The sequence below is a fragment of the Nocardia carnea genome (genome assembly GCF_029868855.1).
GTDB lineage: Bacteria > Actinomycetota > Actinomycetes > Mycobacteriales > Mycobacteriaceae > Nocardia > Nocardia carnea_A.
The window spans coordinates 45,632-58,685 of sequence record NZ_JARWOV010000246.1; the positions used below are offsets into that span (position 1 = coordinate 45,632).

At 68.6% G+C, this 13,054-nt stretch carries 11 protein-coding genes; 2 read left to right on the top strand and 9 right to left on the bottom strand.

What is annotated here, in order from left to right; all coding sequences use genetic code 11:
* Positions 1-14 precede the first annotated feature (14 nt).
* Genes QH195_RS25180 through QH195_RS25190 form a run of 3 tightly spaced genes read right to left on the bottom strand, consistent with a single transcriptional unit; the run spans position 15 to position 5,044 of the window.
* A complete protein-coding gene (locus QH195_RS25180) occupies positions 15-3,461 on the bottom strand; it encodes a BTAD domain-containing putative transcriptional regulator (RefSeq protein WP_280437256.1) in 3,447 nt (1,148 codons plus the stop codon).
* A gap of 54 nt (positions 3,462-3,515) precedes the next feature.
* Complete coding sequence (locus QH195_RS25185; RefSeq protein ID WP_280437257.1) at positions 3,516-4,601, bottom strand: PLP-dependent cysteine synthase family protein; 1,086 nt, start codon at positions 4,599-4,601, stop codon at positions 3,516-3,518.
* Positions 4,598-5,044, bottom strand: a complete 447-nt coding sequence (locus QH195_RS25190; RefSeq protein WP_280422078.1) for a DUF4229 domain-containing protein — start codon at positions 5,042-5,044, stop codon at positions 4,598-4,600. The genes QH195_RS25185 and QH195_RS25190 overlap by 4 nt, the downstream gene beginning before the upstream one ends.
* Positions 5,045-5,204: 160 nt before the next feature.
* On the opposite strand from QH195_RS25190, the gene QH195_RS25195 reads away from it, so the two are divergent.
* Both QH195_RS25195 and QH195_RS25200 read left to right on the top strand, forming a co-directional pair.
* A complete protein-coding gene (locus QH195_RS25195; RefSeq protein WP_062978004.1) occupies positions 5,205-5,420 on the top strand; it encodes a BldC family transcriptional regulator in 216 nt (71 codons plus the stop codon).
* A 165-nt stretch (positions 5,421-5,585) separates the two neighbouring features.
* Positions 5,586-5,786, top strand: a complete 201-nt coding sequence (locus QH195_RS25200) for a hypothetical protein (protein ID WP_280422079.1) — start codon at positions 5,586-5,588, stop codon at positions 5,784-5,786.
* Positions 5,787-6,296: 510 nt separating this feature from the next.
* Here the strand turns inward: QH195_RS25200 and ccsB are convergent.
* The 6 genes from ccsB to hemL all read right to left on the bottom strand — a co-directional run bounded on the left by ccsB (position 6,297) and on the right by hemL (position 12,921).
* A complete protein-coding gene (ccsB, locus tag QH195_RS25205) occupies positions 6,297-7,265 on the bottom strand; it encodes a c-type cytochrome biogenesis protein CcsB (protein ID WP_280437281.1) in 969 nt (322 codons plus the stop codon).
* Positions 7,266-7,356: 91 nt separating this feature from the next.
* Entirely contained in the window at positions 7,357-8,973 is a 1,617-nt protein-coding gene (gene resB / locus QH195_RS25210; RefSeq protein WP_280437258.1) for a cytochrome c biogenesis protein ResB, read from the bottom strand.
* Positions 8,970-9,854 carry a cytochrome c biogenesis CcdA family protein gene (locus tag QH195_RS25215; protein WP_280437259.1) on the bottom strand — a complete coding sequence of 295 codons (885 nt, stop codon included), beginning with the start codon at positions 9,852-9,854 and terminating at the stop codon, positions 8,970-8,972. The genes resB and QH195_RS25215 overlap by 4 nt, the downstream gene beginning before the upstream one ends.
* 244 nt (positions 9,855-10,098) lie before the next feature.
* Positions 10,099-10,725: a TlpA disulfide reductase family protein gene (locus tag QH195_RS25220; RefSeq protein ID WP_280422084.1), complete on the bottom strand. Its 627-nt coding sequence runs from the start codon at positions 10,723-10,725 to the stop codon at positions 10,099-10,101.
* Between the two features lie 88 nt (positions 10,726-10,813).
* Entirely contained in the window at positions 10,814-11,485 is a 672-nt protein-coding gene (locus QH195_RS25225) for a histidine phosphatase family protein (RefSeq protein ID WP_280422088.1), read from the bottom strand.
* Positions 11,486-11,586: 101 nt separating this feature from the next.
* Positions 11,587-12,921, bottom strand: coding sequence for a glutamate-1-semialdehyde 2,1-aminomutase (gene hemL / locus QH195_RS25230; RefSeq protein WP_432278853.1), 1,335 nt, complete (start codon positions 12,919-12,921; stop codon positions 11,587-11,589).
* Between the last annotated feature and the right edge of the window lie 133 nt (positions 12,922-13,054).

Below are 13,054 nucleotides of genomic sequence, written 5' to 3' on the forward strand. Positions count from 1 at the left end.
GCACCCGGACCCGTTCAGCCGGACCCGGGCCGGGCGGACGGGTCCGGTAGATCCGACCCCACCTCGCGGATCAGTTCAACGATCCGTTCGGCGGCCACCGCACGGCGCAACCCGCTCGCGGCGGCGACGGCCCCGGCCGGATCCGCTCCGATCCGGTCGCGCCACAGATCACGATGCCGGTCCCAGCGCAGCACGGGGTAATCCTGCCGGGACACCACCCGCGGCGCCAGCGCCAGCAGTTCCACACCGGCCGCCTCCCGCTCGCCCAGCATGAGCAGACCCGAGCCGGCAGCGCAGGCCACCGCGCCAAGCTGCGGCAGGTCCAGCACATAACCGAATCGCCGCGGCGCCAGATCGATCAGCTCGGGCACCAGCCGCGCAACCACATCACCACGCTCGTGCAGCACATGTGCGGCCAGCGCCGCCGACCCGGTGAGGAGCAGGCCGGGTCCCGGCGTGGTTTCGTGTACCGGCCAGCCGAGCAATTCGAGCGCACGGCGGAAATGACCGAGCCCGCCATCGATATCACCTTCGACGAGCTCGATGCCGGCCAGTACGGCGGCAATGGTCGACAAGCGGTGATTGCGGTGGATCCCCGGATCGTCGACCACGGCCAGATCCGCGCCGCCGGACCCCGAGAAACCCAGCGCGGTGGCGAGTTCCCGCCGGGCCCGCGCCGGTTCACCACTGCCGGCCAGCGATGCCGCGAGATACGAATGCACTTCCAGGCTTTCCTCATAGGCCCGGATCCGGTGCAGCAGCTCGGCCGCTTCCTCGTAGAACGCCACGGATTCGCGATACCGCGCGACCTGTCCGGCCAGCGATCCCCGATGCTGGGCCAGCATCGCCCGGCTCCACACCTCCGCTTCGCTCAGGGTCGGTACCGCCGCCCGGGCGTCCCGGCTCGATTCGTGGATCCGGCCCATGTTCTCCCAGATATTGGTGCGGGCCATCAGCGCAAGTGATCTGGTGTGCCGGTCGGGCGAGCGGGTCGCGCGGGCCAGCAGCCGGGCGAGCCGGAGCGAATCGGCTGGGCACGTCAGCAGCTGAGCGAGAAACCGGAACGGCGCACGTAGACCGGTATTGCCGCGCAGTAGCACTCGGGCCCGGTTCCGCACCAGTGCCAGCTGACGGACACTGCGGTCCATGAAGGCCAGATGTAACGCGATCACAGCGTGACAGGCTGTTTCCAGCTCCGCGTACACCCCGCGGGAGCCCGGCGGCGGCGCTGTCGCGACTACCCGGGGTATCCAGCTGATGAGCTCGAGATTCGCCCCGTGCATGACCCAGCGCATGGCCGCGACCGGGAAAACCGCGTACATGGTCGCCGGGTCCCCGGCCGATTCGGCGCGACGCAGTACGGCGACCAGGTTGTCCAGTTCCGCCGCTACGGTCAGCGCCGGCCCCAACTCGTCGCCGCGGCCGTAGCATTCCGCCATCCGCACCGCGAAATCGCGCGCCCAGCGTGCCATCCGCGTCTCCACCAGACGGATTTCCGACCTCGATCCGGTATCCGCCGCGACCAACTCTTGTTCACCGAATTCGCGGACCGTTTCCAGCATCCGGTAGCGGAGCCCGGCACCCTCGACCTCGACGACGGTCAGCAGCGACTGCCCGACCAACCCGTCCACTGCCGCCGCGATATCACCGACCGCTGTTGCACCGTCAGCGGTCGATATCGCACCGTCACCGGCCGACGCCAGGGGATCGCCGTCCGTCGCGCCACCGGCGACCGTTTCGGCCGCCGCGAGTGTGAAACCACCCGGAAAACGGCACATCCGGCGCAACGTCACCTGCTCGTCCGGTTCCAGCAGGTTCCAGCTCCACGCAATCACCGCGTGCAGGGTGCGATGGCGTTCCGGTGAGGTCCGGTCACCGCTGCGCAGCAGCGCGAAACGCTGATCCAGCCGCCGCTCGATATCCTCCACGCTCATCGTCCGCGCGCGGGCGGCGGCGAGTTCGATGGCCAGCGGCAGCCCGTCGAGTGTGCGGCACAGTCGCGCCACGACCTCCATATCGAGACGTACGGACGGGCGCACCGCTCGCGCCCGCGCGCTGAACAGTTCGGTGGCCGGTGAGCCGGCGGCATCGCTGGCCAGCGGCCCCAGCGGGTACACCGTCTCCGCGGTGATCGCCAGCGGCGCCCGGCTGGTGGTGAGCACGGTGAGCTGCGGGCAGCTGCCCACCAGATCCGCCACGACCGCGGCCGCGGCCTCGACCAGGTGCTCGCAATTGTCCAGCACCAGCAGCATCGGCCGGGCCGACAACGCGTCCCGTAGCCGCCGTCGGGTATCGGGCCGGGAAACCTGCGGCGGCAGTCCCGGTTCGCGCCTGATCTCACCGAGCCCCATGGCCGCGGCGACGGCCGATTCGATATCCACCACGGCCTCGGCCGGCGCACCGCCGGGCCGGACCGAGGCCAGCTCCACCAGCACCACCGGCTTGTTTCCGGCTTCCCGCAGCGCGAGTTCGTTGGCGACGCGAGTCTTCCCTGCACCACCCGGCCCCAGCACGGTGGTGACCCGGGAAACCCGCAACAGCCGCGACAGTTCGGCCAGGTCGTCCGCCCGGCCGAGCAGCGCATTCGGCGCCGCCCGTACCCCGACGGCCGACGGCACCTGGTCTGCTGGGCCGGTGCCGCACACGGGCGGGGTCTGGCGCGGTGTGAATCGGCCACGCAGCACGGCGGTGTTCAACTCGGTGATCGCCGGCCCGGGGTCGGTACCCAGTTCGGTGGCGAGCGCCGCCCGCAGATCGGCGAACACGGCGAGCGCCTCGCTGTCGCGACCGGCAGTGGCGAGCAGCCGCATGAGCGTATACGCGACCGCCTCGGCGGTGGGGCGCCGGCGCAGCTGTCGCCGGGCCACCGCTATCGCGCCGGTGAGATCGCCCGCAGACACCCGGGTCTCGCGCTCGACCTCGTCCAGTTCCTGGGCCTGCGCCGCGGCCGCGGCCGACAGTTCGCGGGCCAGCGGGCCATCGGACAGATCCGCGCCCGGCTCTCCCGACCACAGCGCGCGGGCCCGGTCGATACTGCGCTGGGCTGCTTCCAGCTCGCCGACCGCCAGGTGAGCCCGCGCCTGCCCCGCCAGCTCCCCCACGGCGGTGAGATCCACCTGTTCGGCGCGCAGCGCGAGCCGGTAGCCGCCCGGCCCGGCCTCCAGCACCCCGTCCGGCAACACCGACCGCAACCGCGAGATCTGGGTGTGCAACGCATTCGCCGGGGCCCGCGGCGGCTCGTCCCCCCAGACCTCCTCGATGAGGGCGGCGGCGCTCCGCGTCCGGCCCGGCCGCAGGGCCAGCGCCACCAGCAGCGAACGCGCCCGGTTGCCCGGTACATCCACCAGTGTCGCGTCGCGGCGCAGCGCGATCCGGCCCAGCAGGGTGACCACGAGCGGATCGTCCGCCGGCGCCGGCGTCACGGGATAGCGGCTGCCGGAGCGGCCAGGATCGAGAACCATACCGGAGTCATCGTATGCGCAGGCAGGTCCGGCGGTCCGCGCCGAAGCCCGGTGTCAGCCGGACCAGCGGCCGGTCGCGACGAATTCTTCCAGCGCCGCGGTAGGGTCGGCCAGATCCCAGCCCTGGGCCGCGACCCACTCGTCGTCGTAGTAGGTGCCCGCGTACCGCTCGCCGCCGTCGCACAGCAGTGTCACCACGCTGCCGCCACGTCCGGCCGCCCGCATCTCCGCGATCAGCGCGCACGCACCCCAGAAGTTGGTACCGGTCGACCCACCGACCTTCCGGCCCAGCCCGGCGCTCGCGAACCGGGCCGCGGCGATCGATGCGGGGTCGGGTACGTGGATCATCCGGTCCACCACCTCCGGAACGAACGAGGGCTCCATGCGCGGCCGCCCGATTCCTTCGATCCGGGAGGGCAGACCGGTCGTGTAATCGCGGGCCCCGGTCTCGTAGGCACCGTAGAACGCGGAGTTGTCCGGGTCCACCACGGCCAGCCTGGTCGGATGCCGACGGTAGCGCAGATATCGGCCGATGGTCGCACTGGTCCCCCCGGTACCGGCGCCGACGACGATCCATTCCGGGACGGGATCGGTTTCCAGCCGCAATTGATCGAAAATCGATTCGGCGATGTTGTTGTTGCCCCGCCAGTCGGTGGCGCGTTCGGCGTTGGTGAACTGATCGAGGTAGTGGCCACCGCATTCGGCCGCCAGCCGCGCCGCCTCGGTGTACATATCCGGGGGACGTTCCACATAGTGACAGCGTCCGCCCTGCGCTTCGATCAGGGCGATCTTCTGCGGCGAGGTACGCGCCGGGACGACCGCCACGAAATCCAGCCCGAGCAGTTTGGCGAAATACGCCTCGCTCACCGCCGTCGACCCCGAGGACGCCTCCACGATGGTGGTGCCCTCGCCGATCCACCCGTTGCACAGTCCGTACAGGAACAGCGACCGCGCCAGCCGATGTTTCAGGCTGCCGGTGATATGGGTCGATTCGTCCTTGAGGTACAGCCGGATATTCCACTCCGGCGGCAGCGGATAGCGCAGCAGATGGGTGTCGGCGCTGCGCTGCGCGTCGGCGTCGATGAGCCGGACGGCGTTATCGGCCCAGTCCCGCGGGTTACCACGAGTGCAGGATTTCACGCCGCACCGCCGGTGCCGCCCGGCTCCTCTCCGTCGGCCGCGTCCTTCGGCGGCTTACCGGATGCGCCGCGGCCGGAACTTCCCGGTTCGGTTCCTCCCGATCCCGCCGGGTCCGCTTCACCGCGCAGGCGAGCCCGCAGTTGCGCCTTGTCCTGACGGCGGCGTTCGTCGACCGCGGCGATATCGGAATTCACCTGTACGCGCAGGCCCTTGAACAGGGTGAGGGAAAGCGGCATGGCGATCACGATGGCGAACAGGATCGCCACGATCAGCGGAACCTGTACCGACACGATCCACGCGCCGGCCATGATCACGGCGGTGAGTATCGCGACCAATACCAGCCGGGCCAGCGTGTAGAGCGCCAGGTTGCGGGCGAGTCGCCGGCCGGGCGACGGACCGGGCTGCGGGGCGGTCGATTCCTCGGAAGGGTTCGCGTCACTCACCTGACCAGCGTAAGCGAACGGTTTGCGCCCGCCGCACGGGCACATCCGATTTGTCCATTACCTCCGCTTTACCAACAGTAGGTGGTTCGAACACCCGGGGGTCGCGGTGCCACTATGTCGGAATCCGATGAGAAAACGTGACGAAACAGAAAGGTTTGCCATGACCGCGATTGCCGTCGGGGCCCAGGAGAACCTGCTGACCCCCGGCCAGGTTGCCGCCCTGTTCCACGTAGACCCCAAGACCGTGACCCGTTGGGCACACGCGGGACGGCTCGGCTCGCTGCGCACTCCGGGTGGTCACCGCCGGTTCCGCGAATCGGAGGTGATGCGATTGCTCGAATCGCTGACCACCGAGGCAACCGTGCAGGGCGCCTGACCCGGATTTCCACACCGCGACCGAGCGGGGTGACTCGGCCGGCCTCCGGCGGCCCGGCCGAGCGCGACAGGTGGCGGTACATCCGGCGTGAGCAACCCTCTATGGGGGCGGCGAACTCACCCGCCGGCAGTTCCGGAGCTAACCTCGATAGAGGAGGTGAGCCACGTGATCTACGTGTTGGCACTCATCGCGATCGTGGTGATCGCGGTGTTGTGCTGGAAAGCATTCGGCCCCGCGGGCCCAACATCGGCCCCGGGACCCACCCGTAAACGTGTGGTCGGCCCGGATGACGATCCCGAATTCCTCTGGCGTATCTCGCGCCCGCAGAAACATACGGACGGCGATTCGGATTCCACCGAACATTGATTCCCGCGCCGGGGAAAAGGATGCCGGGAATCGACCCGGCAGCCGATGACGGGCGCCTAATCGGCCGTACTGTCCAATTGCGGTAAACCTTCCACCGCCCGCAATTTATCGGCGACCCCGGCCAGGCGGTCCAGCGCCTCGGCCGGTAGCCCGACAGCGGTCTGTACCAATCTCACGAGGGAATCCGGCTCGAGACCGCAGATGATCGCGGAGTTCGCAGAGCTCGCGGTCTCGGATGTACAACAATCCACGTCGACGCCGGTATCCGAACTGACATTCTCCGAATCCACTGCCGCTCTCCTCACTGTTCGACGCGGCTTTATCCGCGTGGTGGAGGGGAAATGACCGTTCACACCCCGATTTTCGCGAGAGCTACCGGGCTGTATGCAATTCAGCTGTTACCGACGGAACAATAGCAACTCAGCATTGCGGTGGAGTAACGATCATCGCGGCGGAAAAGGCCGTGTCGAATGAAAGCGGTTCGAATCGTTACGGAGGAAGCGGGCGGAATCAGGTCAGGCCGGAGTAGCTGTGCAAACCCGATACGACCAGATTGATGATGAACAGGTTGAACAGCATCGCCACGAATCCGGCCACATTGATCCACGCGGCTTTCGTATCCCGCCAGCCCGACGTCGCGCGGGCATGCAGATACGCGGCATACAGCACCCAGGCGATGAACGAGCACGTTTCCTTCGGGTCCCAGCCCCAGAACCGGCCCCAGGCCGCCTCGGCCCAGATAGCGCCCAGGATTACGCCCGCCCCGAAGAGCGGGAATCCGATGATCGTGGTCCGATAGGCCAGCCGGTCCAGGGTGCGCGCATCGGGTAGCCGACGCGCCACGGCTCCGAGCACATTCCCCGATTCCGCCCCCTCGGGCTGGCGCAGCCGGTACAGGAACAGCAGGCTGGCGACACCGGAAACCAGGAACACACCACTGCCGATGCTGACGATCGTGACGTGCAGGGGCAGCCAGAACGAGCGCAGTGCCGGTACCACGGGCGCGGCATCGGAGTAGAGCACGGTTCCCGCCAGGAACATCAAGATCAACACCGGTACCAGCAGAAACGCCCACATACCGCGGTAGCGCGGATCGCGCATGAACACGAGTCCCACCACCGCGGCGGCGGCTGTCGCCATGGACACGAATTCGTACATATTGCCCAGCGGGAAACGGCCGGTCGCGAAACCACGCAGCACGATCGAGGCGATCTGCAGGCCGACCGCCACGAAGAGCACCGAGAACGCGATATTGCCGAGACGCTCCGACAGCGGCGTCCGCGGCGCCTCGCTGACCTTGCCCGGCGTATCGCTGCCCGCCGCCACCCCGCCGGCCGGGACCAGTTCGCGATCGCTCACCTGCCGGGCGCGGGCGGAGGCGTACTGCACGATCAGCAGCAACAGCACCAGCGCGTACACAACGGTCGCCGTTTCATAGGCGAGGTCGCTGTAGCGTGCGAGAGTGTCGTCTATCGACATCATTGTTCTCCCGTGTTCGTACCGCGGTGCCCTGCGGGCACCAGCGCCTTGCCTGCGTGGCGGGGCGCGCCGACTTCTGCTGGGCCCGCGTTCAACTGTCGGACGCGTCCAGCAGGCGCTGCCGCAGGCGGTCGAATTCGCCGCCCCAGCCGGCCTGGTCGGTGCGGGCGAGTCCACCCATCTCTACTACGACGCGTCGTTGGTCCACGGTACCCTCCGGGGTCACCCGCAGCCAGACCCGCCTCCGGGTTATCAGCAATGAGACCAGCAGACCGGCCATCATCACCACCGCACTGACCAGCACCCACTGCTGGGCGGGATCGTGCGAGACCTGAATATTCGCGAATTCCTCGGCACCGTCGAACCGGACCTCGGTGCCGTTGGGCAGGGTGGTCGATTCGCCGGGCCGCAGGTTCACCCGGGCTTCCTTGGTGAGCCGGCCCTGCCGCACCATCTCCTGGTCCAGCGCGAAGATCGACTGGGGGCGGCCCGTATCCAAGCCGGTGTCCCCTCGATAGACGTCCACCGCGACCGCCGGATCCGTCATCGCCGGATACACCGAGGTGAGCAGGGTGCCGTGGAAACTCGCGGTCGGTGCGAACAGGCCTTCGATCGCGATCTGGTTCTGCCGCCGCTCCGCATCGGTGGCGTACATGCCGCCGGGTGGATCCACGCGCAGCACACCGCTGGACAGAAAGGTGGTCGCATCGCTGGGCGCCCACTGCACTGTCTCGGTGCGGGTCTCGCCGTTCGGGAATGTCACGGTGAAGGTCGGGGCGTACCCGTGGCCCTGCAGGTAGACCCGGTCGCCGCCGACGCGCAGCGGATGGTTGACCTGAATGGTCGTATCCCGCCAGGTATCCGTGGTCAGATCGTCGCCCGCCTGATACGAGATATCGGAGGTGAACATCTCGGCCTGACCGTTGTCGAGATAGTCGGCCCGGAAATTGTTCACCTTGATACACATCGGGGTCATCCCGGTACCGTCGTTGACATTGCCGGTGCGGAACGAATCGAAAACCGCCGGCGAGGTGGTGCAGAAACCCGGCCCGCCGTTGGCGATCACGATCACGTTGCCCTCGTAACCGAACAGCCGGCCCACCGCGATGGCCACCAGCAACGCCACCAGCGCGAGATGGAAGACCAGATTGCCGAGTTCGCGCGTGTAGCCCTTCTCGGCCGACAGCGTCACCTCGCCCTCGCGCTCCCCGGGACGGATCTCGGTGCGCCAGCCACGTAACCGCGTACGGGCCCGGTCGGCGATCTCCGCGGCGGTACCGTCGACGACCACGCGATGATGATGCGGGAGCCGGGCCAGATTGCGCGGCACCCGCACCGGCGGGGTGCGCAGGGCGCGGTAGTGGTCCACGGTGCGCGGCAGAATGCAGCCCACCAGCGAGATGAACAACAGCACATACACCGCGGTGAACCAGAAACTGGAGAACACGTCGAACAGTTCGAACCGGTCCATCCACTCTCCGAGGACCGGGCGGTCGGCGATGTATTCGTCGACCTTCTGCTCGTTCAGGCTCCGCTGCGGCAGCAGCGCACCGGGTATCGCGGCCAGCGCCAGCAGGAACAACAGGACCAGCGCGGTCCGCATACTGGTGAGACCGCGCCAGGTGTTGCGCAGGAAAGCCCAGGCACGGCCCAACGGGGACTGCCGGGGCGGACTGGGGGTCGCCTCGGGCTGGTCGGTCACGGTCATATCGGCAACGTCACCTCGGCGACGAAACCGTCGCGCACCCAGCCGATGAACAGATCCCACGCCCCGGTCACGAGCGCCACCCCGACCGCGACCAGCAGCAGCCCGCCGATCACCTGGATGGTCCGGGTATTGCGCCGCAGCCAGCCCACACCGCGCAGCGCACTCGCCGAACCGAACGCCAGAACCACGAACGGCAAGCCGAGCCCGGCGCAGTACGCCACGATCAGCGCGACCCCGCGCGCTGCGGTGGTGCCCTCGGTACCTGCGGCCACCGCCATCACACCGGACAACGTGGGGCCCAGGCACGGTGTCCAGCCGAGCGCGAACACCGCACCGAGCAGTGGAGCACCGGCGATCCCGCCGAGCCGGCGCGGCGCCATCCGGGTATCGCGCTGCAGTGCCGGGATCAGTCCGATGAACGCCAGGCCCATCACGATAGTGACCACACCGCCGAGCCGCTGTAGCAGCTCACGGTTCACATTCAGCGTTTGGATGAGCCCGAAAACGGTGGCCGTGGCAAGGACGAACACCACGGTGAAACCGGCGACGAACAACCCGGCCGCCCCCGCGACCCGCAACCGCCCGGTATCAGGCGCGGGACCGGTATCCCGTTGCGCCGCGGTTTCGATCAGTACCGCCGTCGCACCCGAACCGGCGGCGGCCGCGGCGCGGTCGCGACGGGCCTGCTCGACCGTGACCGGCGGCGCCTGCGCGCCCACCAGACCGGCCAGATACGACAGGTACCCGGGCACCAACGGCACTACGCACGGCGAGGCGAACGACACCAGGCCGGCCAGCAGGCAGGCGCCGAGGGCCAGCAGCAGCGGCCCCGTGGCCGCTGTCTGCTGAAATGACTCCCCCACTCCTGCCAGCACAATCAATTCGAAGTACGCTCCGGTTCCGTTTCGGGATTGTTCGCCCGCCGGTCTCCGGCCCGGCCGCCCGGTGCGGTCGAACCACGCGCACCCGACGGCCGCGAATTCGACACTTTCCGGTCGCTACCGGTGGTTTCGGCCGGCTGTAGCTCCCAGGAGCCCAGCGACGATTTCACCAGTACCTCGGCACGGACGCCGCGCGGCGGCCGGGTAGCCCCGTACCGGCGTACGCCTCGAGACCGCAAACTCCTCATGATGCTCCCTCCGCGGCGATGCGCTGCACCACCGGCATAAGATCCTCGGCGAGTAGAGCGCGCAAGAAAACCGCCGCTACCCGATGGTCCCGATCCAGCACCAAAGTGGTGGGAATGACGCTGGTCGGGAAGTTGCCACCGAGCGCCAGCAAGGTGCGCATCGGTGGGTCGTAGATCGACGGATAACCGATGTGGTTATCGATGACGAAATCGCGTGCTTTTTCCCGCTGAGAATCGCGGACATTGATCCCGAGGAAAGCGACCCCGAGATCCTTGGTCTGTTCGTAGACCTGTTCCAGCGCGGGCGCCTCGGCACGGCACGGACCGCACCACTGCCCCCACAAATTGAGCACGACCACCTGTCCGGGGAAATCGTCCACCGAAACCTTCTCGTCCTTGTCGGACATCAGTTCCGGCCCGGAAAGGTCGCCGATGGTGCCGCGGGCAGACGGCGGATCGTAGAAGATATCGGTCTGCCCACCGGGTGAAACGAATTCGAACGTACCGCCGCCCGTCGCGACCGCGTCGGTCCCGGTCGAACAGGCCGGTACCACCGCGAGACACACCAGCGCCGCGAGCGCCGGCACCAGCCGGCCCCGGAGCGCCGAGGCGACCCTTTTCATATGCCGAACCCGCTCGTGCTGTGTCCATGACGCATGAGCGCGGGCCCTGCGTGGCCACGCTCCGCTACCGCCTCCGGGCCTGACGCGCTCATGCGCCGTGCACCGTCGGGTCCGAACCACCGGCAGGCTCGGAGTAGACGATATCGACCAGCGTGTCACCCCGGTAGACCAGCGACGTCAACGACGCCAGACCGCACTGCCGGCTGCGCGGATCGTGCCAGAGTCGCTGACCCTGCAGGAAGCGGCGCAGCGTCCACACCGGGAGCTGATGCGAAACCAGTACCGCTTCCCGACCGGTCGACTCCACCCGCGCCTTGTTCACCGCGGCGAGCATCCGGTGCGCGATCTGCAGATACGGTTCGCCCCAGGACGGGGTGAACGGATCACGCAGTTTCCACCAGTGCCGGGGTTTACGCAGTGCGCCGTCACCCACCGAGACCCGCAACCCTTCGAAGGTGTTACCGGCTTCGATAAGGTTCTCGTCGGTACGCACGGTGAGACCGTGCCGGCCCGCGATCGGTTCCGCGGTCTCCTGCGCGCGCTGCAGCGGGGACGCGATGACCAGGGCGATATCGTGATCGGCCAGGGCGCGGGCGACCGCACCGGCCTGGGCACGGCCGGTGACCGACAGCCCGAACCCCGGCAGCCGGCCGTACAGGATCCCCCGCGGGTTGTGCACTTCGCCGTGGCGCAGAACGTGCACGATGGTTTCCACGGATTCGGCGTCGCCGGCGCCGGACGCGGGCGGCTCGGCGGCCACCCCGCTCCCGGCCGCGGTGGCAGCGGTCGCGGAGTCGGTACGGTCGGGCGTCTCCGCCGCTTCGGCGGGGCCGGCGGAGAGGCGCTCGGAATCGGATCGGCTCACGCTGGAGTTCCTTCGGATGTGGCAGCGGCGGCCGCGGCCGCGGCGGCCGGCCGCGCGGGGGGGTTACGATAGAAGGCGTCGTCGTCGAGAGCCGCGGAGACGAACCAGGCCTCGAAGTTGCTCGGCGGGGCGTACACCCCGCCCTCCAGCAACCCGTGGAAGAAGGCCGGATACCGCCAGGTCTGGCTCGCCTTGGCGGCGGCATAGTCGAGGACCGGAGTTTCGGCGAAGAACACGCTCACCATATTGCCTGCGAACTGCACCTGATGCGCGACCCCCGCGCCGGTGAGGGCCTCGGTGAGCAGAATGCCGAGCCGTTCGCTGTTGCGATCCAGGGCCGCATACACCTGTTCGTCGGCGGCGCGCAGCGTGGCCAGCCCGGCGGCCACCGCCACCGGATTCCCGGACAGGGTGCCGGCCTGGTAGACCGGGCCGAGCGGGGCGAGCCGGTCCATCACCTCGGCCCGGCCGCCGAACGCGGCCGCGGGTAGCCCGCCGCTCATCACCTTCCCGTAGGTGTAGAGATCGGCGGCCACGGATTCGAGCCCGTACCAGCCGGCACTGCTCACCCGGAACCCGGTCATCACCTCGTCCATGATGAGCAGCGCACCGTTGTCGGCGGTGAGCCGGCGCAGTCCGGCGTTGAAATCGGGCAGCGGCGCCACCGCGCCCATATTCCCGGCGGCGGCCTCGGTGATCACGGCGGCGATCTCACCGGGATACTGTTCGAAGGCCGTGCGCACGGTGTCCAGATCGTTGTAGGGCAGCACGATGGTGTCCGCGGCCTGGGCTCCGGTGACGCCGGGCGAAGTCGGCAGCCCGAACGTCGCGACCCCGGATCCCGCGTCGGCCAGCAGCGCATCGACATGGCCGTGATAGCACCCGGCGAACTTGATGATCTTGGCCCGGCCGGTGTAACCGCGAGCCAGGCGCACCGCGCTCATGGTCGCCTCGGTACCGGAGTTCACCAGGCGCACCTTCTGCACCGGAGCGACCCGTTCCACGATGAGTTCGGCGAGTTCGACCTCGCCGGCCGTCGGCGCACCGAACGACAACCCGTCGCCCGCGACCGCGCGAACCGCCTCCACCACCGCGGGATGCGCATGCCCGAGAATCATCGGCCCCCACGAGCACACCAGGTCGACATACTCGTTACCGTCCACATCGACCAGGCGGCATCCGCGGGCGGAGGAGATGAACCTCGGCGTGCCGCCCACCGAGCCGAAGGCCCGCACCGGGGAATTGACACCACCGGGGACAACCGCTTCGGCTCGCTGGAAAAGCTGACTGGAGGCCGGCACCGCCGTACCGGCCACGCGCAGAGAACTCACGGCCTCCAGTTTGGCAGCCCACCCCCGCGGCGTCGACGACAGGGTGCGCCATAGGTGATCCACACCGCCGCCCCGACACTTGCCACACCAAATACACCGGTGGTTCGCCCGGAGTGCGTACTGTTCTGTTCCG

Coding starts and splice junctions, on each gene's coding strand:
- QH195_RS25220 (WP_280422084.1), bottom strand. CDS start 10,725: ATGAAAAGGGTCGCCTCGGCGCTCCGGGGCCGGCTGGTGCCGGCGCTC.
- QH195_RS25195 (WP_062978004.1), top strand. CDS start 5,205: ATGACCGCGATTGCCGTCGGGGCCCAGGAGAACCTGCTGACCCCCGGC.
- ccsB (WP_280437281.1), bottom strand. CDS start 7,265: ATGTCGATAGACGACACTCTCGCACGCTACAGCGACCTCGCCTATGAA.
- resB (WP_280437258.1), bottom strand. CDS start 8,973: ATGACCGTGACCGACCAGCCCGAGGCGACCCCCAGTCCGCCCCGGCAG.
- QH195_RS25180 (WP_280437256.1), bottom strand. CDS start 3,461: ATGGTTCTCGATCCTGGCCGCTCCGGCAGCCGCTATCCCGTGACGCCG.